This window comes from Streptomyces fragilis, assembly GCF_003112515.1.
Lineage (GTDB): Bacteria > Actinomycetota > Actinomycetes > Streptomycetales > Streptomycetaceae > Streptomyces > Streptomyces fragilis.
On record NZ_BEVZ01000008.1, the window covers coordinates 343,062 to 365,966 of the forward strand.

The following is a 22,905-nucleotide window of genomic DNA, read 5'->3' on the forward strand; positions in this document are numbered from 1 at the left end:
GTCCTCAGCTGGAGCTGGAGCTGGAGCTGGAGCTGGAGCCGGAGCCGGGAACGGAGCCGCCGGCCGTCCCGCTCGCCTCGCTCGCCGCGCGGCGGTACTCGGCGTTGATGCGCTGCGCCTCCTCGAGCTGGTCCTCGAGGATGACGATGCGGCACGCGGCCTCGATCGGGGTGCCCTTGTCGACGAGCTCGCGGGCGCGGGCGGCGATGCGCAGCTGGTAGCGGGAGTACCGGCGGTGTCCTCCCTCCGACCGGAGCGGAGTGATGAGGCGGGCCTCGCCGATGGCCCGGAGGAAGCCCGGAGTGGTGCGGAGCATCTCGGCTGCCCGCCCCATCGTGTAGGCGGGGTAGTCGTCGTCGTCCAGACGATCGCCAAGGGGATTGTCCGCTGTCATGTCACCTCGCTGTGCAACGCGTCGAGGGGCCCTGGTGCCGTACGGCACCAGGGCCCCGAAGGAATTGAACACCATCCGCCGGCGCTACTGCCGCGTCGGCCTTCTGCTTCCGTCGCCCGGTCTCGAGGAGGGGGCGCGGGGGGATCGCAGCTGCTTGACCGGGAACCACACTCCATTCCGGGAACTCGCGGCACCCGGGCCGAGTCATCCCGGGCCGGGCGTCCTGATGGCGTCTGCTCCTCCGTTTCTCTCCGAATCGATCACTGGGTTGATCGGTACTGGTCGAGGTGGCGGCCGCACGACGTGCGCACCGCCGCCTCCCGTACAGCTACCCGCCAGTTCGTCTCTGCCGGGTCTCTTCGACCGTGTCTACGGGAAGAAGCGTAATCGCGCCGGATGAGAATGTCTACTCTGGCGAAGGTAGATTTTCTTCCGCGCCGAGCCCCCTGCCGTTGGGCCGGGAGTCGCCGCCTCGGCGCGAAGCCGGTTCGCGCCCCGGGCCAGCGCCAGGGGGGACGGCTCGCATAGAATTCGTGGCCGTGTCGAATCCGGATGAGATGCTCGTGGCCCTCTCGGCCGCGGTGGAGAACGAGCGAAGCAATCAGATGTCGCTGACCGTGGTCGTCGGCGGGGCCGTCATCACCGGCCGGCTGGCCCCCGAGGCGGTGTGGAGGGAGCGGGTCGCGGAGGTGCTGAAGGCATCGGACCGCCTCGGCCCGTTCGCCGACGTCTTCGCCGACGACCGGCGGGCGGGACGGCCCGGGCGCGGCGAGGAGCCCACGCATCTGCACTTCCACCTCGCCCGGATCCTCCAGGGCAGCTTCGGCATCCCGGAGACGGGTGGCATGTACCGGGTGGCGATCAAGGACGTCAGCGCGTGGACCGTCGGGGACTTCAGCTACTCCGACCAGTGAGGTGAGCCGTGAATCCCGGGCGTGCGGCATGCGCACGCCCGCGGCCGTGGAAAGAACGCCGCCGGGACGGGCCGGAAATCAGAGCTCGCATTGCCGGAAAACAAAGCGAACTGGGGTCCGCACCACAAGGTGCGGACCCCAGTTCGACGATATCGCCGGTGCCGACGCGTCAGGCCGGAACGATGTTCTCGGCCGTCGGGCCCTTCTGGCCCTGCGCGATGTCGAACGACACCTTCTGGCCTTCCAGCAGCTCGCGGAAGCCCTGGGTGGCGATGTTGGAGTAATGGGCGAAGACGTCGGCGCCACCGCCGTCCTGCTCGATGAAGCCGAAGCCCTTTTCGGCGTTGAACCACTTCACGGTGCCGGTAGCCATGTTCTTCTCCTTCGGACGGTGTCAGGAACACGCGGAGTGCGCATTTCCGTGTCGCCGTGTTGATCAGCCGTCGGAAAACCTTCTGGCAACCACACCTGCAACTGATTCGACAGTAGCACGCTGCGGTTGTCCCTAAGTGATGCGAAATGTGCGCCGCCCGCTCCCGGACAATTACTTCCCGTGCGTGCCGCCCGGAATTCTCACTTCTGCACGACAGAAATCACCGGGTCATCCGTACAGAGCGCGTCCTCCGGGGCTGCCGGCCGTGAAGCGCTGTCCCATGGCGATCTCGTCGCCGATCACCGACCAGACGGTCTCGTCGTCATGGAAGGGGAGCGGGTCCACGTCGCCGGTCTCCTGGCGGATCCGCTCCACCTCGTGCTCCAGGAGCGCGAAGCCGGTCTCCTGATCGCCGTCGAAGGTGAACTCCTCGAGCAGGCGCTGGATCCGGGCGGCGACCTGGACGAGGGAGGAGACGTCCGTGTGGAGCGCCTGCGCCGTCTCCTCGTCGGAGTCGAAGGCGAACACCTTGCCGGACCCGGGATCGAGGGCGAGGTGGGCGTTGAGCAGCCAGCCGATGACGGGCCACTCGCCCGCGCCCTCCGGGGCGTCCTCGAAGTCCTCCAGATGGACGGTCTCCCGCACGAGGGACAGCCGGCCGGACTCCCCGCCGGGGCGGTACAGCGTGACCACCCCGGTGGGCACACCGACGGTCCGCAGCAGGCGGGCGCCCTCGGTGTCCGCCACGGCGGGCGGGAAGGCGGTGGCGGGAAGGGTCGTGAGCCGGTCCTCGCCGAAGAGGCCGGCGAGTTCGCCGCGGGTGACGCCGAAAAGCACTGTCAGAACTCCGAACTCCGAACTCCGCGTCGCGACACGAGTATTGGTGGACCCAAGTATGGGTGGACCCAAGTCCTCACGGCGACAGCGTGCGGAGGGCGTGCGGCCTCTGCGTGATCCGGACAACGAACAACCCCAGGTCATCGACCTGGGGCGCTCTCAGCTCGGGACGCGACGGCGCTTGGGCGGGCTCGGCGCTGTGACCGGCAGCTGACCGGCCGCGCCGCACCGGTATCCCGGGGTGCCCGACCCTGTCTCACCGGGTCGGGCACCTTGTGCGGGACGTGCTCCGCTCAGCTACGGGTCCAGCTCTGGTTGCTGCCGCCCGAGCAGGAGTAGAGCTGGATCAGGGTGCCGTTGCCGGTGCCGGCGCCGACGGCGTCGAGGCAGAGGCCGGACTGGACGCCGGTGATGGAGCCGTTGGAGTTGAGGCGCCACTTCTGGTTGTCGCCGCCCCAGCAGCTGTAGATCTGGACCTTGGCGCCGTTGCCGGTGCCGGCGGCGTCCAGGCACTTGTTGCCGTAGACCCTGAGCTCACCGGCCGCGGTGAACGACCACTGCTGGTTGGTGCCGTTGCTGCAGTCGTACAGCTGGACCTGCGTGCCGTCGGTGGTGCTGGAGTTGGGCACGTCCACGCAACGACCCGAGGCCACGCCCTTGATCGGACCGGTGCCCGAGGGAGAGGTGGGCGTCGGGGTCGGCGTGGGGGTCGGGGTGGGGCCGGGGTTGGACGAACCGCTGTTGAGCGCGTTGAGGACGGCGGTGTAGGCGGCCTTCTTGCTGCCGTCGTTGTTGAACAGCAGCGGCGTGTCCCCGGACCGCCAGGAGTCGCTGTCACGCACGCCCCAGACGGTGATGCCCAGGCAGCGCGAAACGGCCAGGCAGTCGTTCACCACGGCGGCGTAGGTCGTGGACGAGGCGCCCTGGATGTCGAGTTCGGTGATCGCCACGTCGACGCCGAGGGCCGCGAAGTTCTGCAGCGTGGTGCGGAAGTTGCTGTTGTAAGGGCTGCCGCTGTTGAAGTGCGACTGGAAGCCGACGCAGTCGATCGGCACGCCGCGCTGCTTGAAGTCCTTGACCATGTTGTACATGGCCTGGGTCTTGGCCCAGGTCCAGTTCTCGACGTTGTAGTCGTTGTAACAGAGCTTGGCGGACGGGTCGGCGGCACGCGCGGTGCGGAACGCCACCTCGATCCAGTCGTTGCCGGTGCGCTGCAGGTTGGAGTCGCGCCGCGCTCCGGAGTTGCCGTCCTCGAAGGCCTCGTTCACGACGTCCCACTGGGCGATCCTGCCCTTGTAGTGGCCCATCACGCCGTTGATGTGGTCGATCATCGCCTGGCGCAGGGTGCTGCCGCTGAGGTTCTGCATCCAGCTCGGCTGCTGCGAGTGCCAGGCCAGGGTGTGGCCGCGCACCTGCTTGCCGTTCTGCACCGCCCAGTTGAAGACGCGGTCGGCGGAGGTGAAGTTGAACTGACCGCGCTGCGGCTCGGTCGCGTCGATCTTCATCTCGTTCTCGGCCGTCACCATGTTGAACTCACGGTTCGCGATCGACGTGTACGTCGAGTCGCCCAGCTTGCCCGAGGCGATCGCGGTGCCGAAGTAGCGGCCGTTCTGCTTCGCGGCGGCACCGAGCGTGCTCTCGGCGGCGCTCGCGTTCGACGGTCCGACCAGTGCGGTGGCCAGGCCGACGGCGCCGACGACCAGTGCCAGCACCGGGCCGCGGATCCTTCGGCGGATGTCGGATGTGGGGAGGGCGTACGAGCCCATGACTGTGCCTCCATTGCAGGTATCGCGGATGAACGGCGGAACGGAAGAACTGACGCCGAGGGCTGAGGGGCTGGACCGCAGGCCCCTGGTGGCCCTGTTGGGGCGGGCGGTGCGGACCGGAAGCGGGTGACGCGGGGTCATGGCCCGTCAGGGACCAGAGGGACCTGCGGCGATCGCCGGCAGTGTTGTGACACGAACATGGCGTACCTCACCGTCGCGGCTCGGCCGGAGGGAACGCACGCGGCGTGCCTGTCTGCTCTCCGTGCGAAGAGACAGGACGCCCTGGTGCGAACCTCACCGGACCAGGTGATGTGTGGGGGGCGGTCGTGCGCGTGCTGCGGTGCGGGTCTGTGGTGCCTGCAGGGGCACCTGTGGTCGTCTGTGGCCAGTCGTTCCAGTGGAGGATGATTGTGGTGCCGCAAGGGGCCGTCAATACACTCGGCAGAAAAACATTTCTCTCCGCCGACCGAAACTTTCGATTTACCGGTGTTCCGGTGGGCGTTCCGGGTGCTCCGGCCCACGCGTCAGTCAGGCCAGGTGGAGACAGGGAAAGGCCGCCGCTCACCCACTCCTCCCCTCGCGGGGATCTGCCGCACCGGTGCGAAATCCGGCCGCAGAACTGGGAACACGCGGGCCGCGATATCGAGATGTCCGAGCCTTCTTCGAAACATTTCGACGCGTCTTCGCCGCCGGTGACGGGCGCACACGTTGCGCGAGGTGGCGGGCGCGCGGAGGGCGCGGAGCCCTCCGGAAAAGGTCCAGACAGCAAACGAACCCCAGGTCGATGACCTGGGGTTCGACTGTGGAGCGGGCGACGAGAATCGAACTCGCGCTCTCAGCTTGGGAGGCGACGGCGCTTGGGCGGGCTCGGGTCTGTGACCTGCGCTTTCGCCGGGTGTGGCTTCCGATGCAGGTGTCGGGAGACACCGCTGCAGACCGTGGTTCTCCGCTCGTACGGGCACGGTGAGGGCACGCGCCCGGGCACTTGGCCGAGAGCCGGGCGGGGTGACCTGGAGTGCCTGCTCAGAGTTGTGCAGGAGGCGGACCATCGGTGCCGGGTTGCGACTGCGTACGGGGATCTTCAGCCCGTGGGCTTGACGGCTTGCCGCGACTTAAGGAATTACTTAACCTCGTTACCAGGTGTCGAGGAGAGCTGTCTTGAGCTGGTCTGTCAAGGTCACTGATGAGTACGCGGAGTGGTTCAGGGTCCTGATCAAAGAGGACCTGGGATCGGCCTCCCAGGTCGCTCAAGCCGTGGCCGCACTGCGCGAGGTCGGCCCGACGTTGGGGCGTCCGCTTGTCGACCGCTTGAAGGGCTCCGAGTTGCACCACCTGAAGGAGCTGAGGCCCGGTTCCGGTGGACGCTCCGAGATCCGGATCATCTTCGCCTTCGACCCGACGCGCTCCGCCCTGCTGCTTCTCGGCGGAGACAAGGCAGGAAACTGGGAGCGTTGGTATCGCGACCACATCCCGCTGGCGGAACAGCTCTACCGCGAGTACGTCAGCGACGACGAGGACTGAGGAGTGGCCATGCCCAAGAAGGTCGCACAGGACTGGGAAGTTCTGGAGCAGGAGCTGTACGAGGCCGGTGTGAAGCCCGCCGATGTGGAAGCCGGCTCCCGGCGCCTCCTGGCCGAGGCACGCGGTCACCAGCTGGCAGAGGCGCGGCGGCAGTCCGGCCTTGCCCAGCGTGACGTCGCTACCCGGATGGGGGTCAGCGTCGCGAGGGTGTCCCAGATCGAGCACGGCGAGAGCGCCACCCTGGACGTCATCGCCCGTTACGTCGAAGCGCTCGGCGGGAGGCTCGACCTGGTCGCCGACTTCGGCGACCACACCCTGCGTATGCCGGCCAGCGGTGAGCAGGGTGCCGCGGCAGCGTAGCTGCGGCTTCCGTGTGTGTTGGGAGGTACCACAATCACCGTCGGCTGTGATGAACTGCTGGGCTGCGGATTCGATGACTGTCGGATTGCCAGCGATTGTGCCACGGGCCTGTTTACGCTGCCCCAAAGCGCGGACGTGAGAATGAAGTGCGCTCACCGTGAGCACTTCGACTGTTGTGCGAGGTGCGTTTCGCTTGGAGACATCACTCCTTCATGGGGCCGACGCGGGACTGGTGACAGCAGTGCGTGGTGATGGCGTGTCACCGCGCCTCCAGATCGAGAGCTGTCTCATCGACTGCTAGGTAGTTGTCTGTGGTTGCCGCCTCCAGATATCCCTCCAAGGAAGGGGCCGAGGGCTCAGGGCTGAGGTCGAGGAGCTGCTGCCACGTGCACTCGTCCCCGTCCGCAAAGCCGCGTTCGAACGGCTGTCAGGTAGCTGTTCCTTTGTTGAGCCCTGAGTCGTTTCCCAAGTGGTGGAAGCACCTGCCCACTCTGCCATCGGTCACCACGTGCGGTCCCAGTAACTGGCGCTTTGCTGGATTTCAGTGCAGGAGGGACGCCCGTGAGGCGCCTGGCCTCGACTTTGGGCACGCGGAGGGCACGGAGCCTGAAAATGGTCTAGACAATAAACAAACCCCAGGTCGCTGACCTGGGGTTTCTCTCTGGAGCGGGTGACGAGAATCGAACTCGCGCTCTCAGCTTGGGAAGCTGATGTTCTACCATTAAACTACACCCGCCTGGACGCCGGATCTGTACCGGTGTCGGCGCCCTTACTGTACCCCATCCGAGGCTCCGCGTGCTGTCGCGCGGGGCCTCGTGGCGTCGGGGCTGCGGCGTGGCTCACAGGTGTGTGGAGCGGTGTGCGGGGCACCGGAGTTGGGGCGTACGGTGGGCCGCGCGTGGAGGGCCCCGGCGGGGCCGGCCCGGTCTTCCGGCGGCGCCGGAGGGGGTCGGAGTGCCGCGTGGAAGGCCGTCCCTTTGATCCCGTAATGTGGCTTTCCTCGTCGGGTCTTCCGGTCCGGCGCGGTTCTTGGGGAAGGGACTTGAACGACTTGATGGAGAGCACCGTCGTCCGCTGTGCCGAAGGGCACGTGTTCACCGCGGCTTCGTTCCCGATGCAGCAGGCCGAGCGTCTCGGCCCCGGCCGGCTGATGCGGTGTCCCCGCTGTGCGCGGCTGCGCAGCGTGGTCCCGGTGTCGGCGGGTGTGCTGCAGAAGCAGTAGGCGGCGCGCAGGCAGGCGTGAGCGCGGGGGTCGTCCGGCAGGGCCGGGGGCCCCCCGCGTACTCTTGCAGCGTGCTTCTCTCAGACCAGGACATCCGTGCCGAGATCGACAAGGGCCGGGTGACGATCGACCCGTTCGACCCCGCCATGGTGCAGCCGTCGAGTATCGACGTCAGGCTGGACCGCCTCTTCCGGGTCTTCGAGAACCACCGGTATCCCCACATCGACCCGGCGGTCGAGCAGCCGGAGCTGACCCGGCTGGTGGAGCCGGAGGAGGACGAGCCGTTCATCCTCCACCCGGGCGAGTTCGTGCTCGCCTCCACCTACGAGGTGGTGAGCCTGCCGGACGACATCGCGTCCCGGCTGGAGGGCAAGAGCTCGCTGGGCCGTCTCGGTCTGGTCACCCACTCCACCGCCGGTTTCATCGACCCCGGCTTCTCCGGTCACGTGACGCTGGAGCTGTCCAACCTCGCCACGCTGCCGATCAAGCTGTGGCCCGGGATGAAGATCGGCCAGCTGTGCATGTTCCGGCTGAGCTCGCCCGCCGAGTTCCCGTACGGCAGCGAGCGGTACGGCTCGCGGTACCAGGGGCAGCGCGGCCCGACGCCGTCGCGGTCCTTCCTGAACTTCCACCGCACCCAGGTCTGAGCAGAGGCAGGAGAGCACCATGGCTGACGCGACGGACGTGCGCGAGAACCTGACCTACGAGAGGTTCGGCGTCGCGGTGCGGGAGCTGGCCCACACCATCGCGGAGGACGGCTACCGGCCCGACATGGTGCTGTCCATCGCCCGCGGCGGCGTCTTCGTCGCGGGCGGCCTGGCCTACGCGCTGGACTGCAAGAACCTGCACCTGGTGAACGTCGAGTTCTACACCGGCGTGGGCACCACCCTGGACATGCCGGTCATGCTCGCCCCGGTGCCCAACCTGATCGACTTCTCCGAAAAGAAGGTCCTGATCACCGACGACGTCGCCGACACCGGCAAGACGCTCAAGCTGGTCCGCGACTTCTGCCTGGACACGGTCGCCGAGGTGCGCAGCGCGGTGATCTACGAGAAGTCGCACTCCCTGGTGAAGTGCGAGTACGTGTGGAAGCGCACGGACGACTGGATCAACTTCCCGTGGAGCGTGGACAAGCCGGTGGTCGGCCGTGACGGGCAGGTCCTGGACGCCTGACCCCGCCCAGACAGCCGGCCGAAGAGGCCCGTGAGCTGAAGAGGCCCCCGACCGCGCGTGGCGGTCGGGGGCCTCTGCCGTGTCCGTGCGCCGCCGGAGGACGGCCGGAGGGCGGCCGGGTCAGAAGGTGCCGAGTTTCACGATGGAGAGCAGGGCGATCAGCTGGATCGCGGAGGCGCCGAGCGCCTTCGGCCAGGGGATCTCGTGGGAGCGGGTCACCATCAGGGTGAGCAGCGCGCCGCAGCCCAGCCAGGTCAGCCAGCCGAGGACCTGGACCACCGGGGCGTCGCCGCCCATGAACATGGCGACCAGCAGACGCGGCGCGTCCGAGAGGCACATGATCAGCATGGACAGGCCCACCGTCGGCTGCCAGGCGCCGTTGCCCCCCAGCTGGCGGGCGACCGTGTGGGTGACCACGCCGAGGATGAAGGAGCTCAGGATCATCGCCAGGCCGGTCGCCAGCACGATCGGGATCGCCGTGCTGAGGGTGGCGTCTATGACGTCCTCGCGGGCGCCGTCGAAGCCGAAGACGGCGAGCAGGCCGTAGACGAACGCGACGGTGATCGCCGGGCCCCACATGCGGTAGTCACGCATGCGCAGGAAGGTCTGGTTGGGCGACAGGACGATGCCCTTCAGCAGCTCCTTCCAGTGCAGCGGCGGGCCGATCGGGCCCGACGGGGCCTCCTCGCCGTACTGGCCGGCGTAGGGGTCCGCGTTCGGGTCCACCGAGAACGCCTGGGTGTGCCCCGGGTTGTTCGCCGCGTAGGGGTCGGGCCGGTGCGGGGCACGGCCGTGCCCCTGCGGGTGGCCGCCCCCGTACGCCGGGCCCTGGTGGTGCGGGTGGTGCGGCCCGTCGTCGAAGTACTCCGGTCCGTCACCGCCCGGCGCGCCGTAGCCGCCGCCCGCACCGCCGTAGGGCGGCCGCGGGGCGCCCTGGGGCGGGTACCCGTACGACGGCTGCCCGGCGGGCGGACCCTGCTGCCCGTAGGGCTGCTGCTGTCCGTACGCCTGCTGTCCCTGCGCGGGACGGTTGCCCCGTCCGCCGCGTCCGCTCCTGAATCCAGCCACGTCTTCGAACGTACCTGCTCCGGCGGTCCGGCGTGCGCCGGCGAGGGGGATGGGGACACCTTTGCTGCCGAGATGTGACATCCCGTAAGGGGAATCCCCAGGGCGACCTCCGGGGCGCCCCGGCCTTTCCCCCGCCCGCGGAGCACCGGCCCCCGGCCGGGGGCGTCACGTCCGGCCCACCCGCCTCACCGGCCGCTGCCAGGAGGAGGCGGGCAGGCCCGGGTCTCAGTCGGAGAAGGTGTGGCCGAGGGCCGGGGTGTCGACGGGGGAGACGCCGACGGCGGTGGGGGAGAGGGCGCGGGCGCCGGTGGTGGTGATGCGGCCGCCGGCGGAGAGCAGGTGGAGGAGGCCGCCGTTGTGGTCGTTCTCGTAGGAGCCCGTGGTCAGGTCGGCGCGGCCGTCGCCGGTGACGTCGTCCAGCTCGACCGCCGTGCCGACCTGGTCGTACGGCTCCGGGGCCCCGGGCACGCCGGTGGTGCCCTGGTGGAAGGACCGGGCGCCCGCGGTGACGATGCCGCCGGGGCCGCCGCGCAGGACGACCACCCGGCCCGCCCACGTCACCCCGTCGACGCTCTCGCCGGGCACGCCGAGGGCCAGGTCGAGGTAGCCGTCCCCGTCGACGTCGCCGAGGTCCACCGAGTCGCCGAACCGGTCGCCGCGCTCGCTCACGCCGGGGACGCCGGGGGTGTCCTGGTGGATGCCGGTGGTCCGGGCGGGGTCGAGGCCGCCGGGGGAGCCGTAGGTGATCCACACGATGCCGCCGCGCGCCCCGTGCGGGGTCTCCCAGCCCTCGCCCGGCTCACGGGTGGAGGCGCCGCTGACGACGTCCGCGTAACCGTCACGGTCGATGTCCGCGACGGTGGTGCCGACGCCGGGCAGGAGGTCCCGCTGGCCCTCGGTCCGCAGCCCGGACGCTCCGCCGAGGAAGAGCAGGTTGTCGGTGTACGGGTGGGTCTCGCCCTGCGTGTAGCCGTTGACCACCAGGTCGGTGGCGCCGTCCCCGGTGACGTCGCCCGCGTGCAGCTCGGGCGCGCGGAACTCGTAGCCCGCGCGCTGCGTGACGAGCGGGGCGGCGAGGGCGTACCAGCCGCCGCGGGGGCCGGTCCGGCCGAAGCCGCCCTCGAGGACGTGCACGGTCGCCGTGTCGGAGCCGACGGCCAGATCCGTGGTGCCGTCCGCGTCGAAGTCGCCCGCCGCGAGCGAGTGGCCCCACCGGTCGTGGGTGCGCGGGGCGGGGTCCGGGAGCACGAGGGAGCCCTTGCCGGTGAGCCCGGCGGGCGACCCCCATAGCAGGGTGACCATGCCCGCCTCGCTGTCGCCGGAGGTGTCCTCCCCCGGGGCGCTCACGGCGAGGTCGTCGTACCCGTCGCCGTCGAAGTCGCCGTGGGCCAGGTCGTGGCCGAAGCCGTCGAGCCGCTCCGGCGTCCCGGTGACGCCGGCGCTGTCCTGCCCGATCACGGTCCGCCGGGCGGGGGAGACGCCGCCGCGGGCGCCGTGGAGGACGACGACCTGCCCGGCCCGGTGCTCACCGGCGACGTACGCGCCGGCGGCGGAGGTGGCGATGTCGCCCTTTCCGTCGCCGTCGAAGTCGGGGCGGTCGACGGTGGCCGAGTCGGCGGCGACGGCGGGGGCGGCCGGGGTGAGGGCGAGCAGCCCGCCGGTGAGGGCTGCCGCGGCGGCGGCCGCGCGTGCGGTGCGTGTTCTCCGGTTCATCTGCGCGTCTCCAAAGCCACGCGGGTACCGCGTGGGGGGCCACGGCGCCCGGAAGGAAGGCCGTGCGCCGGACGGCACGGCTGACTGGTGGACACCGCGGAGCCCCCGTTGGTTGTAGCGCGGACGTGGAAGACCCCCGGCAGGACACCGCCGTGCCCTGCCGGGGGCCTCGTCCGAAGGACCGGTCAGTCGGCGAAGTTGACGCCGAAGCCGGGGTTGCCGGCGGTGGAGACGCCGACGGCGGAGGGGGACATGGAGCGCGAGCCGGTGGCGGTGATCTTCCCGGTGGTGGTGTTCACCGGCAGGTACACGATCGAACCGTTGCCGTTCTCCCAGGAGCCGGCGACCAGGTCGGCGCGGCCGTCGCCGGTGAGGTCGTCCAGCTTCACGTCCATGCCGAGGCTGTCGCCGGCCTCGTTGTCGCCGGGGAAGCTCGTCGAGCCCTGGTGGAAGGACTGGGAGCCGGTTCCGGTGATGCCGGCGGCGGACCCGTAGAGGACGACGACGCTGCCGGCGTCCTCGTGGCCGTCGACGTCCTCGCCGGGGACGCCGACCGCGAGGTCGAGGTAGCCGTCCTTGTTCACGTCGCCCAGGTCCAGCTCGTAGCCGAACATGTCGTCGGTCTCGGAGGAGCCGGGGACGCCGGAGGTGTCCTGGTTGATGGCGGTGATCTCGTCGACGCCGGTGCCGGTGCCGTAGGTGATCCACACCTGTCCGCCGCGGGCGCCGTACGGGGTGTCGCCGTACTCGTCGGACTCGTTCCACTCGGCGCCGCTGACGATGTCGCCGAAGCCGTCGCGGTCGATGTCGCCGATCGCGGTGACGACGCCGGGACGCAGCTCCTGGTAGCTCTCCTTCTGGAGGCCGGACTTGCCGCCCAGGAACAGGAAGTTGTGCGGGTAGCCGTCGAACTCGTCGAACTCCATGCCGTCGATCACCAGATCGGTGGCGCCGTCTCCGGTGACGTCGCCGGCCTGCAGGTTGTACGGCGGCGGGACGTTCTCCGGGTCGGGCTCCCCGGTGTAGAGCGGGGTCTCGACGCCGTACCAGCCGCCGTTGGCGCCGGTCCGGGTGAAGCCGCCCTTGTAGACGTACAGCTTGGTCTTGGTGGTGGTGGCCGCCAGGTCGTTCCTGCCGTCGCCGTCGAAGTCGCCGACCGCGAGGTTCAGGCCCCACTTGTCGTGCGAGGAGGAGGCCGGGTCCTTGACGGTGACGGAGCCGGTGCCGGTCAGGCCGGAGGTGGAGCCCCACAGGATGGTGACCGAGCCGGCGTCGGCGTCGCCCGTGACGTCCTCGCCGGGCGCGCCGACCGCGAGGTCGTCGCAGCCGTCCTTGTCGAAGTCGCCGTAGGCGGTGTCCTGGCCGAAGAAGTCCCCGGCCTCGGCGGCGCCGGGGACGCCGGCGGTGTCCTGGCTGATGACGGTGCGCTTGGTGGAGACGACGCCCGTGCCGGTGCCGTAGAGGGCGACGATCTGGCCGGCCTCGGCCTTGCCGCCGACGGTCGCCCAGGTCACGCCGGTGACGACGTCGCCCTTCTTGTCACAGTTGAAGTCCGGCCGCAGCGTGGTGGCCGAGTCGGCCGCGACGGCGGGGGCGGACGCCACGGTGAGCAGACCGCCGGTGAGGACGGCCGCGGCGGCGGTCGCCAGGGCGGTGCGCGAGGCGCGGTTCCTGAGGTGGTTCACGAGGTTCGGTTCCTCCCGACGCGCTCGGCGCGTACGTGTGCGGTCCGGTGCGGTGCCGGCGGTGTCACGGGCGGCCGGACCGTGGCGGTCGGCGGCGTCCGGCCGGGAGGCGGGGAGCCGGGCGCCGCCACCCGCGGGAGCGGCCGCGGCGGTGCCCGCCGGGGCCGTGCGCGTCGTGCGGTGCATCCGGAGCTCCAGGCCGTGCGGGACGGGACGGTGCCGCCGCCCTCGACGGGCCGGCGTGGGTGAGACACGTGAAGGGCGGTGCGGGTTGTACGGGTGGGGCGGGATTTCCCCGGCCGCACGGCCGGGGCGCGGGCCCCGGCCGTGCGGGCCCGCGCCGGAGGGAGGCGTCAGTCGGCGAAGTTCCAGCCGAAGCCCGGGAAGTTCGTCGTGGAGACGCCGACCGAGGACGGGGAGATCGAGCGGGAACCGGTCGCGGTGATCTTGCCGCCGCCGGACGGCAGGTACGTCACCGAGCCGTTGCCGTTCTCGTCCGAGCCGGCGACCAGGTCGGCCCGGCCGTCGCCGGTGAGGTCGTCGAGCTTCACGTCGATGCCGAACACGTCGCCGTGCTCGTTGTTGCCCGGGACACCGGCGCTGCCCTGGTGGAAGGACTGGCCGCCGGTGCCGGTGATGCCGCTGGCGGTGCCGTACAGGACGACGACGCTGCCCGTGTCCTCGTAGCCGTCGACGTCCTCGCCGGGCACGCCGACGACCAGGTCGAGGTAGGCGTCACCGTTGACGTCGCCGAGGTCCAGGTCCGCGCCGAAGCCGTCCTCCTTCTCGGAGGCGCCGGGGACGCCGGCGGTGTCCTGGGTGATGCCGGTGATCCGGCCGGCGCCCGCGGCGGAGCCGTAGGTGATCCAGACCTTGCCGCCCTTGGCGGCCCACGGGATGGTACCGCCGTCGTCGTACGTGGCGTCCCAGCCGAAGCCGCTGACGATGTCGCCGTAACCGTCGTGGTTGATGTCGCCGATGCCGGTGATGTAGCCCGGACGCAGCGTCTGGACGCCTTGGGCGGTCAGGCCGGAGGCGCCGCCGAACAGCAGGATGTTCTGGTCCGGAACGTACTCGTCGATCCCGCCCGTCGGGTACTCGAGCTGGGGCAGCGTGTCGCCGTTGATCACGAGGTCGGTGGCCTTGTCGCCGTTGACGTCGCCCGCCTGCAGGTTCCAGGCGCTGTCGTGCAGCGGCAGGTCCACCGTGTAACCGCCGCCGGTCGCGCCGGTCTTGCCGATGCCGCCCTTGTAGACGTACAGGGAGTTGCCGGCGCCGCCGACGGCGAGGTCGGTCCTCCCGTCGTGGTCGAAGTCGCCGGCCGCCATGGTCCAGCCCCACATGCGCCACTCGCCGGGGGTCGGGTCCGCGAGGGTGACGGCGCCGGTGCCGGTCAGACCGGAGGACGTGCCCCACAGGATGGTGACGGAGCCCGCGTCGTCGCCGGCGGTGGTGTCCTCGCCCGGCGCGCCGACGGCGAGGTCGTCGTAGCCGTCGCCGTTGAAGTCGGCGTAAGCGGTCTCCAGGCCGAAGAGGTCGTCGGTCTCGGCCGCGCCGGGGACGCCGGCGGTGTCCTGGCTGATGACGGTGCGCTTGGTGGAGACGACGCCCGTGCTGGTGCCGTAGAGGGCGACGACCTGGCCGGCCGCGTCCTTGCCGCCGACATAGGCGTAGGGCGCGGAGGTGGCGATGTCGCCCTTCTTGTCCTTGTTGAAGTCCGCCTTCGCCACGACGGTGCTGTCGGCCGCGACGGCGGTCGTCGAGGCGGCGAAGGTCAGCAGGCCGCCGGTCAGTGCGGCCGCCGCCGCCGTCGCGAGGGCGGTGCGGGTGTTCCTGTGCATGTGATTCCCCCTATGCCACGCGGGAGGCAGGACGCGCCTTCTCCGCGGGGTGCCGAAGCCGGCCAGATGTGGTCGGCGTTGATCAAGACCCGTCACGGGTGGGGTTGGTTGCGCGGGAATCGTGAACCCGGGATAACGGTCGGGTAACGGACCGGGGCCGGGGCGCCGTGACGGCGCCCCGGCCCCGGGGGACGAGGAACGGGTGGGTCAGTCGGCGAAGTTGGCGCCGACCACCGGGTAGCCCGCGGTCGAGACGCCGAGCGCGCTCGGGGAGATCGCGCGGGAGCCGGTCGCGGTGATCTTGCTGCCGTTGGAGGGCAGGTAAACCAGGTTGCCGTTGCCGTCGTTCTCGCCGGTGCCGACGACCAGGTCGGCCTTGCCGTCGCCGGTGACGTCGTCCAGCTTCACGTCCATGCCGAACATGTCGTACTTCTCGTTGGAGCCGGGGACGCCCGCGGTGTCCTGGTGGAAGGACTGGGAGCCGGAGCCGGTGATGCCGGAGGCGTTGCCGTAGAGCACGAGCACGGTGCCGGTGTCGGTGGCGGAGCCGATGTTCTCGCCGGCCACGCCGATCGCGAGGTCGAGGAAGCCGTCGCCGTTGACGTCGCCGAGGTCCAGCTCGTGGCCGAACTGGTCGTTGGTCTCGCTGGACCCGGGGACGCCGGAGGTGTCCTGGGTGATGCCCTGGATGGTGCCGACGCCGTACTGGCTGCCGTACGTGATCCAGACCTTGCCGCCCTTGGCGGAGTAGGGGATGGGCGTGCCGTCGTCCGTGACCGCGTTCCAGCTGACACCGCTGACGATGTCGCCGAAGCCGTCGTGGTTGATGTCGCCGATGCCGCTGATGACGCCGGGGCGGAGCTTCTGGTAGCCGGTGGCGTTCAGGCCCGAAGAGGTGCCCAGGAGCAGGAAGTTGCTGTTCCAGCCCTCGGCGCTGTCGGTCTCGTAGCCGCTGACCACCAGGTCGGTGGCCGCGTCGCCGTCGACGTTGCCGGCGGTGAGGTTGGCGGGCGCCGCGGAGGTGATGATGGGCGTCTGCACCGTCTGGCGGCTGCCGTAGGAGCCGGACTTGGTGATGCCGCCCTTGAGGACGTAGACCTTGCTCTTGCTGGTGCCGACGGCCAGGTCCTGCTTGCCGTCGCCGTCGAAGTCGCCGGCGGCGAGCAGGCGGCCCCACTGGTCGTGCGCGGTGGGGGCCGGGTCGTCGATCTGGACGGCGCCGGAGCCGGTGATGCCGTTGGCGGAGCCCCAGAGGACGGTGACCATGCCGGCGTCCTTGTCGGTGCCGAGGTCCTCCCCGGGCGCCCCGACGGCGAGGTCGTCGTAGCCGTCGCCGTTGAAGTCGGCGTAGGCGGTGTCGTCGCCGAAGCTGTCCTCGGTCTCGGCGCTGCCGGGCACGCCGGAGGTGTCCTGGCTGATCAGCGCGCGCTTGGTGGCGGTGATGCCGGTGCCCTTGACGCCGTAGGTGACGACGACCTGGCCGGCGTAGCTCTAGCCGGAGACGGTGGAGTACGCCACGGTGGCGACGTCGCCGATGCCGTCGTTGTCGAAGTCGGCCTGCGAGGCGACGGTGCCGTCGACGGCGACCGCGGTGGTCGCGGCGGCGAAGGTGAGCAGCCCGCCGGTCACCGCGGTGGCGGCGACGGTCGCGAGGGCGGTGCGGGTCTTCCTGTGCATGCGGTTCCCTCAAATGCCGTGCGAGGAGCGGCGCTGAAACGCGGGTCCCCGGGAGGAACAAGGCCGAGCCCGGTCGGTCGGCAGTGATCAGATCTGTGACCGACGGGAATGGTTGTACGGGAGTGGTGAAGATGTCCGCCCCCGGGCCGGGTCCGTGGTGGTGCGGGTCCGGGGGCGGTCGACGGGTGGATCAGTCGGCGAAGTTGTAGCCGACGTACGGCGTCCCCGAGGTGGAGACGCCGAGCGCCGTCGGGGAGAGCGCACGGGATCCGGTGCCGGTGATCCTGCCGCCGGAGGACGGCAGGTACGTGATGCTGCCGTTGCCGTCGTTCTCGCCGCTGCCGACCACCAGGTCGGCCCTGCCGTCGCCGCTGACGTCGTCCAGCTTCACGTCCGAGCCGAAGTAGTCCTCCTTCTCGTTGGAGCCGGGGACGCCCGCGGTGTTCTGGTCGACGTACTGGGCGCCGGTGCCGGTGATGCCGGAGGCGGTGCCGTGGAGGACGACGACCGAGCCGGTGTCGGTGACGCCGTCGACGTTCTCGCCGGCCACGCCGACCGCCAGGTCGAGGAAACCGTCACCGTCGACGTCGCCGAGGTCCAGCTCGTAGCCGAACATGTCGTTCAGCTCGGCGGAGCCGGGGACGCCGGAGGTGTCCTGGGTGATGCCCTGGACGGTGCCGACGCCGTACTGGCTGCCGTAGGTGATCCAGACCTTGCCGCCGTCCGCGGCGTAGGGGTCCGTGACGCCGTCCTGGACCTTGTTCCGGTGCCAGCCGCTGACGATGTCGCCGTAGCCGTCACGGTTGATGTCGCCGACGCCGCTGATGATGCCCGGGCGCAGCTCCTGCGCGCCGGCGGCGTCCAGGCCGGAGGCGGTGCCGAACAGCAGGAAGTTGCGGTCCCAGTAGTAACCGTTCGAGGACTCCGGGGTGTACCCGTTGGCCACCAGGTCGGTGCGGTGGTCGCCGTTCACGTCGCCCGCGGTGAGGTTGTACAGCGGCCGGGTGGTGGAGATCGGCGCCTGCACCGTCTGACGGCTGCCGGACGTGCCGTTGCGGGAGATGCCGCCCTTGAACAGGTACAGCTTCGTCTTGCTGGTGCCGACGGTGAGGTCCTGCTTGCCGTCGCCGTCGAAGTCGCCGGCGGCGAGCAGGCGGCCCCACTGGTCGTGCGAGGTGGGGGCCGGGTCGTCGAGCTGGACGGCGCCGGCGCCGGTGATGCCGGATGCGGAGCCCCAGAGGATGGTGACCATGCCGGCGTCCTGGTCGTCGCCCAGGTCCTCCCAGGGTGCGCCGACGGCCAGGTCGTCGTAGCCGTCGCCGTCGAAGTCGGCGTAGGCGGTGTCGCTGCTGAAGCCGTCCCCGGTCTCGGCGCCACCGGGGACGCCGGAGGTGTCCTGGCTGATCACGGAGCGCTGGGAGGCGGTGATGCCGGAGCCTTCGACGCCGTACGCGACGACGACCTGGCCCGCGTTCGCCTTGCCGGAGACGTACGCGCCGTCGGCGGAGGACGCCACGTCACCGACGCCGTCGCCGTTGAAGTCGGCCTGCGAGGCGACCGTGCCGTCGACGGCGAGCGCGGGCGTGGCGGCCGCGAAGGTGAGCAGCCCGCCGGTCACCGCGGCGGCTGCGACGGTCGCGAGGGTGGTGCGGGTCTTCCTGTGCATGCGGATCCCCTTAGAACCACGTGGGGGCGGGTGCTGCGCCCCGGGGAGAAGAAGGACGGGCGTGGGGTGGTGGCAGTGATCAGACCTGCGACGGGTGGGGTTGGTTGTACGGAACCCGCACGAGAAGCCGACGGGCCGGAACGCCGCAGGCCGGGACGCCGTCACGGCGTCCCGGCCTCCGAGTGGGGAACGGGGTGGATCAGTCGGCGAAGTTCACGCCGACCCCCGGCCGGCCCGCGGTCGAGACGCCGAGCGCGGACGGGGAGAGCGAGCGGCCGGTGCCGCTGATCTTCCCGCCGGTGGACGGCACATACGTGATGGCGCCGTTGTAGTCGTTCTCGCCGCTGCCGACCACCAGGTCGGCCTTGGCGTCGCCGTTGACGTCGTCGAGCTTCACGTCGATGCCGAACATGTCGCCCTTCTCGTTGGAGCCGGGGACGCCCGCGGTGTTCTGGTCGATGTACTGCGCGCCGGTGCCGGTGATGCCGGAGGCCTTGCCGTACAGGACCAGGACCGAGCCGGTGTCGGTCACGCCGTCGACGTTCTCGCCGGCCACGCCGATCGCCAGGTCGAGGAAGCCGTCGCCGTTGACGTCGCCCAGGTCCAGCTCGTGGCCGAACATGTCGTTGGACTCGCTGGCGCCGGGGATGCCGGAGGTGTCCTGGGTGATGCCCTGGACGGTGCCGACGCCGTACTCGCTGCCGTAGGTGATCCAGACCTTGCCGCCCTTGGCGGAGTACGGAACGGTCGTGCCGTCCTCGTTGGTCGCGTTCCACATCGCGCCGCTGACGACGTCGCCGTACCCGTCGTGGTTGATGTCGCCGACGCCGCTGATGATGCCGGGGCGCAGCTCCTGCGCGCCGGCGGCGTCCAGACCGGAGGCGGTGCCGAACAGCAGGAAGTTGCGGGTCCAGCCCTCGGTGGGCTCGTAGCCGCTGACGACCAGGTCGGTGGCGCCGCCGTTGACGTCGCCGGCGGTGAGGTTGAACGGAGTGGCGTCCGTCATGATCGGCGTCTGGACGGTCTGGCGACTGCCGTAGGTGCCCTTGCGGTTGATGCCGCCCTTGAAGACGTAGACCTTGCTCTTGCTGGTGCCGACGGTGAGGTCCTGCCTGCCGTCGCCGTCGAAGTCGCCGGCCGCCAGCAGCCGCCCCCACTGGTCGTGGGAGCTGGAGGCGGGGTCGTCGATCTGGACGGCGCCGGCGCCGGTGATGCCGTTGGCGGAGCCCCAGAGGATGGTGACCATGCCGGCGTCCTTGTCGGTGCCGAGGTCCTCACCGGGCGCGCCGACGGCCAGGTCGTCGTAGCCGTCGCCGTCGAAGTCGGCGTAGGCGGTCTCGTCGCCGAACCGGTCGCCGGCCTCGGCGGAGCCCGGGACGCCGGAGGTGTCCTGGCTGACCAGGCTCCTCCTGGTGGAGGTGAGGCCGGTGCCCTGGACGCCGTAGGCGACGACGACCTCACCCGCCTCCGCCTTGCCGGCGACGGTGGCCGTCGCCGAGGACGCCACGTCCGCGATGCCGTCGTTGTCGAAGTCGGCCTGCGAGGCGACGGTGCCGTCGACGGCGACCGCGGTGGCCGAGGCGGCGAAGGTGAGCAGCCCGCCGGTCACCGCGGCGGCGGCGACGGTCGCGAGAGTGGTACGGGTGTTTCTGTGCATGCGGGTCCCTCGAGTGCCGTGCGGGGAACGGCGGTGCGCCGGGTCCCCGGGGAAGAACTGGGCCGAGCAGGGGAGGTCGGCGGTTCTCAGACCGGTGCGGGGTGGGAATGGTTGTACGGGAACGGTGACGTGTTCGATGCGTGAGACGCCCCCGGGGCAGGGAGGCCGTGGTGGCGTCCGGCCCCGGCGCCCGGCGCCCGGCGCCCGGCGCCCGGCCCCCGGCCCTCACCGGCGGCGGCGTCGGTCGGCGAAGGTCCCACCGAAGCCGGGGAAGCCCGTGGTGGACACACCGACCGAGGTCGGAGAGATCGGACGCGAACCCGTCGCGGAGATCTTCCCCGCCGGTCGCGGGCAGGGTTGCGTGGGCCGCCGAAACGCCGAGGGCCCGGCCGAGCGTGGTGCTCGGCCGGGCCTTCGGGCTCCGAGGAGGAGGGACGCTACTGCGCCGGCTGCGGCTCCGGCGTGTCCTCGGTCTCCGCCTCGCCCGCCGGGTCGGCGGGGGTCTTGACCGACTCCAGGAGGAGCTGGGCGACGTCCACGACCTGGATCGACTCCTTGGCCTTGCCGTCGTTCTTCTTGCCGTTGACCGAGTCGGTCAGCATGACCAGGCAGAAGGGGCAGGCGGTGGAGACGATGTCCGGGTTGAGGGACAGGGCCTCGTCGACGCGCTCGTTGTTGATGCGCTTGCCGATCCGCTCCTCCATCCACATCCGCGCGCCGCCGGCGCCGCAGCAGAAGCCGCGCTCCTTGTGGCGGTGCATCTCCTCGTTCCGCAGGCCCGGGACGTTGGCGATGATCTCGCGCGGAGGCGTGTAGATCTTGTTGTGGCGGCCCAGGTAGCAGGGGTCGTGGTAGGTGATCAGACCCTCGACCGGGGTGACCGGGACCAGCTTGCCCTCGTCGATCAGGTGCTGGAGCAGCTGGGTGTGGTGGATGACCTCGTAGTCGCCGCCGAGCTGCGGGTATTCGTTGCCGATGGTGTTGAGGCAGTGCGGGCAGGTGGCGACGATCTTCTTCGCCGACTTCGGCTTCCTCGACTCGGCCGTGACCTTGCCGTCGTCGTCCGTCTCCTCGCCGAACGCCATGTTCAGCGCCATGACGTTCTCCATGCCGAGCTCCTGGAACAGGGGCTCGTTGCCCAGGCGGCGGGCGGAGTCACCGGTGCACTTCTCGTCGCCGCCCATGATCGCGAACTTGACGCCCGCGATGTGCAGCAGCTCGGCGAAGGCCTTGGTGGTCTTCTTGGCGCGGTCCTCCAGGGCGCCGGCGCAGCCGACCCAGTAGAGGTACTCGACCTCGGTGAGGTCCTCGATGTCCTTGCCGACGACGGGGACCTCGAACTCGACCTCCTTGAGCCACTCCAGGCGCTGCTTCTTCGCCAGGCCCCAGGGGTTGCCCTTCTTCTCCAGGTTCTTGAGCATCGTGCCCGCCTCGGACGGGAACGCCGACTCGATCATGACCTGGTAGCGGCGCATGTCGACGATGTGGTCGACGTGCTCGATGTCCACCGGGCACTGCTCGACGCAGGCGCCGCAGGTGGTGCAGGACCACAGGACGTCCGGGTCGATGACGCCGTTCTCCTCGAGCGTCCCGATCAGGGGGCGCTCGGCCTCGGCGAGGGCGGCCGCGGGGACGTCCTTGAGCTGCTCCTCGGAGGCCTTCTCCTCGCCCTCCATGGTCTTGCCGCCGCCGGCCAGCAGGTACGGGGCCTTGGCGTGCATGTTGTCGCGCAGCGACATGATCAGCAGCTTCGGGGAGAGCGGCTTGCCGGTGTTCCAGGCGGGGCACTGCGACTGGCAGCGGCCGCACTCGGTGCAGGTGGAGAAGTCCAGCAGGCCCTTCCAGGAGAACTGCTCGACCTGGGAGACGCCGAAGACGTCGTCGTCACCGGGGTCGGCGAAGTCGATCTCCTTGCCGCCGGAGGTCATCGGCTGCAGCGCGCCCAGGGCGGTGGAGCCGTCCGCGTTGCGCTTGAACCAGATGTTGGGGAAGGCCAGGAAGCGGTGCCAGGCGACGCCCATGTCCGTGCGCAGCGAGACCACGATCATCCAGATGAAGGACGTCCCGATCTTGATCATCGCGAACAGGTAGATCAGGTTCTGCAGCGTGGTCACGCCCAGGCCCTTGAAGGCCAGCACCAGCGGGTACGAGGCGAAGTACGCGGGCTCGTAGTGCGGGATGTCCAGCAGGGCGCCCTCGAGGCCGCGCAGCATCATGATCGCGAGGCCGATGGTCAGGATGACCGTCTCGACGAAGTACGCCTGGCCGGCGTTGGACCCGGCGAAGCGGGACTTGCGGCCGGGGCGGGTCGCCTTGGAGAGCTGGCGGATCACGATCAGGGTGAGGATGCCGAGCGTCGTCATCGTGCCGATGAACTCGACGAACATCTCGAACGGCGTCCAGTGCCCGATGAAGGGGATCGCCCAGTCGGCCTTGAAGAGCTGGCCGAACGCGGTGATCAGCGTGGGCACCAGGGAGAAGAAGCCGACGGCGACGAACCAGTGGGCGATGCCGACGATCCCCCAGCGGTTCATCCGCGTGTGGCCGAGGAATTCCTTCACCAGCGTCACGCTGCGCTGGTAGGGGTTGTCGGTCCGGGCACCCGCGGGCACGGGCTGGCCCAGCTTGAAGTACCGGACGAACTGACCGACGGCGCGTGCGAGCAAGGCGACGCCCACCACGGTCAGGACCAGCGACACGATGATCGCGGCGAGTTGCATGGGAGGCTCCTCGGGCCTGCGAGGGTGTGAAGACTAAGGAACGGAGCAGATTACTAAGCGGTAACTTATCCAGTCCGTTCGAGACTATCCATATCCAGCGCCGCCCGCAGCCGTCGGAGCGGTGATCTGCGTCGCTGAGGGTTGCCTCAGTATCTCCCCGGGCAGGGGCGTGGGTGCGTCCGCCCTTCCCCGCACCGCCCGCCGCGTCCCCCGGTTGCCCCGCCCGAGCGGCCTCGGCGCCGCCATGCGGACCCCGCCTCCGTAAAGTTGAGTCCGTCCGGCTCAGGTCTGTTGCCTCTCGCCGCGAGGTCGTGCACA

General features: G+C 70.3%; 17 protein-coding genes, 1 tRNA gene and 1 pseudogene. 6 read left to right on the plus strand and 13 right to left on the minus strand.

The genetic code is table 11. From position 1 onward, the window contains the following. Positions 1–4: 4 nt before the first annotated feature. Positions 5–394, minus strand: a complete 390-nt coding sequence (locus Sfr03f_RS26070; protein ID WP_108956601.1) for a MerR family transcriptional regulator — start codon at positions 392–394, stop codon at positions 5–7. Between the two features lie 539 nt (positions 395–933). Between Sfr03f_RS26070 and Sfr03f_RS26075 the strand changes: the two genes are divergently transcribed. Further along, entirely contained in the window at positions 934–1,308 is a 375-nt protein-coding gene (locus tag Sfr03f_RS26075) for a GvpU-like protein (protein WP_108956664.1), read from the plus strand. A 169-nt stretch (positions 1,309–1,477) separates the two neighbouring features. On the opposite strand, the gene Sfr03f_RS26080 is transcribed toward Sfr03f_RS26075, so the two are convergent. The 3 genes from Sfr03f_RS26080 to Sfr03f_RS26090 all read right to left on the minus strand — a co-directional run bounded on the left by Sfr03f_RS26080 (position 1,478) and on the right by Sfr03f_RS26090 (position 4,284). Further along, positions 1,478–1,681 carry a cold-shock protein gene (locus Sfr03f_RS26080; RefSeq protein ID WP_028799214.1) on the minus strand — a complete coding sequence of 68 codons (204 nt, stop codon included), beginning with the start codon at positions 1,679–1,681 and terminating at the stop codon, positions 1,478–1,480. Between the two features lie 228 nt (positions 1,682–1,909). Continuing rightward, the gene (locus tag Sfr03f_RS26085; RefSeq protein ID WP_108956602.1) at positions 1,910–2,518 is read right to left on the minus strand and encodes an SUKH-4 family immunity protein; all 609 of its coding nucleotides are present in this window, start codon (positions 2,516–2,518) and stop codon (positions 1,910–1,912) included. A 293-nt stretch (positions 2,519–2,811) separates the two neighbouring features. Next, positions 2,812–4,284 carry an endo-1,4-beta-xylanase gene (locus Sfr03f_RS26090; RefSeq protein WP_108956603.1) on the minus strand — a complete coding sequence of 491 codons (1,473 nt, stop codon included), beginning with the start codon at positions 4,282–4,284 and terminating at the stop codon, positions 2,812–2,814. A gap of 1,158 nt (positions 4,285–5,442) precedes the next feature. Between Sfr03f_RS26090 and Sfr03f_RS26095 the strand changes: the two genes are divergently transcribed. Both Sfr03f_RS26095 and Sfr03f_RS26100 read left to right on the plus strand, forming a co-directional pair. Next, entirely contained in the window at positions 5,443–5,805 is a 363-nt protein-coding gene (locus Sfr03f_RS26095) for a type II toxin-antitoxin system RelE/ParE family toxin (RefSeq protein ID WP_170145159.1), read from the plus strand. Between the two features lie 9 nt (positions 5,806–5,814). Next, positions 5,815–6,165, plus strand: a complete 351-nt coding sequence (locus tag Sfr03f_RS26100) for a helix-turn-helix domain-containing protein (protein ID WP_108956665.1) — start codon at positions 5,815–5,817, stop codon at positions 6,163–6,165. 662 nt (positions 6,166–6,827) lie between these two features. On the opposite strand, the gene Sfr03f_RS26105 is transcribed toward Sfr03f_RS26100, so the two are convergent. Next, positions 6,828–6,901, minus strand: a tRNA-Gly gene (locus Sfr03f_RS26105). Between the two features lie 306 nt (positions 6,902–7,207). Between Sfr03f_RS26105 and Sfr03f_RS26110 the strand changes: the two genes are divergently transcribed. The 3 genes from Sfr03f_RS26110 to Sfr03f_RS26120 all read left to right on the plus strand — a co-directional run bounded on the left by Sfr03f_RS26110 (position 7,208) and on the right by Sfr03f_RS26120 (position 8,560). After that, positions 7,208–7,387, plus strand: coding sequence for a hypothetical protein (locus tag Sfr03f_RS26110; protein WP_174721647.1), 180 nt, complete (start codon positions 7,208–7,210; stop codon positions 7,385–7,387). Positions 7,388–7,458: 71 nt separating this feature from the next. Next, positions 7,459–8,034, plus strand: a complete 576-nt coding sequence (dcd, locus tag Sfr03f_RS26115; RefSeq protein ID WP_108956606.1) for a dCTP deaminase — start codon at positions 7,459–7,461, stop codon at positions 8,032–8,034. Positions 8,035–8,053: 19 nt separating this feature from the next. Next, a complete protein-coding gene (locus Sfr03f_RS26120; RefSeq protein WP_108956607.1) occupies positions 8,054–8,560 on the plus strand; it encodes a phosphoribosyltransferase in 507 nt (168 codons plus the stop codon). A 120-nt stretch (positions 8,561–8,680) separates the two neighbouring features. Here Sfr03f_RS26120 and Sfr03f_RS26125 read toward each other — a convergent pair whose 3' ends face one another. From Sfr03f_RS26125 to Sfr03f_RS26160, 8 genes and pseudogenes are all read right to left on the minus strand, one after another. Next, entirely contained in the window at positions 8,681–9,709 is a 1,029-nt protein-coding gene (locus Sfr03f_RS26125) for a Yip1 family protein (protein WP_108956608.1), read from the minus strand. Between the two features lie 144 nt (positions 9,710–9,853). Then, positions 9,854–11,341, minus strand: a complete 1,488-nt coding sequence (locus Sfr03f_RS26130) for an FG-GAP and VCBS repeat-containing protein (protein WP_108956609.1) — start codon at positions 11,339–11,341, stop codon at positions 9,854–9,856. Positions 11,342–11,526: 185 nt separating this feature from the next. Beyond that, on the minus strand, positions 11,527–13,026 hold the full coding sequence (locus tag Sfr03f_RS26135; RefSeq protein WP_245967755.1) for an FG-GAP and VCBS repeat-containing protein: 1,500 nt from the start codon (positions 13,024–13,026) through the stop codon (positions 11,527–11,529). Between the two features lie 353 nt (positions 13,027–13,379). Further along, a complete protein-coding gene (locus tag Sfr03f_RS26140; RefSeq protein WP_108956611.1) occupies positions 13,380–14,867 on the minus strand; it encodes an FG-GAP and VCBS repeat-containing protein in 1,488 nt (495 codons plus the stop codon). 207 nt (positions 14,868–15,074) lie between these two features. Beyond that, positions 15,075–16,544: pseudogene (locus Sfr03f_RS26145) on the minus strand (FG-GAP-like repeat-containing protein). Between the two features lie 190 nt (positions 16,545–16,734). Continuing rightward, positions 16,735–18,210 carry an FG-GAP-like repeat-containing protein gene (locus tag Sfr03f_RS26150; RefSeq protein WP_108956612.1) on the minus strand — a complete coding sequence of 492 codons (1,476 nt, stop codon included), beginning with the start codon at positions 18,208–18,210 and terminating at the stop codon, positions 16,735–16,737. 199 nt (positions 18,211–18,409) lie between these two features. Then, positions 18,410–19,867, minus strand: coding sequence for an FG-GAP-like repeat-containing protein (locus tag Sfr03f_RS26155; protein WP_108956613.1), 1,458 nt, complete (start codon positions 19,865–19,867; stop codon positions 18,410–18,412). 437 nt (positions 19,868–20,304) lie between these two features. Beyond that, positions 20,305–22,587, minus strand: a complete 2,283-nt coding sequence (locus tag Sfr03f_RS26160) for a (Fe-S)-binding protein (protein WP_108956614.1) — start codon at positions 22,585–22,587, stop codon at positions 20,305–20,307. Positions 22,588–22,905: the final 318 nt, after the last annotated feature.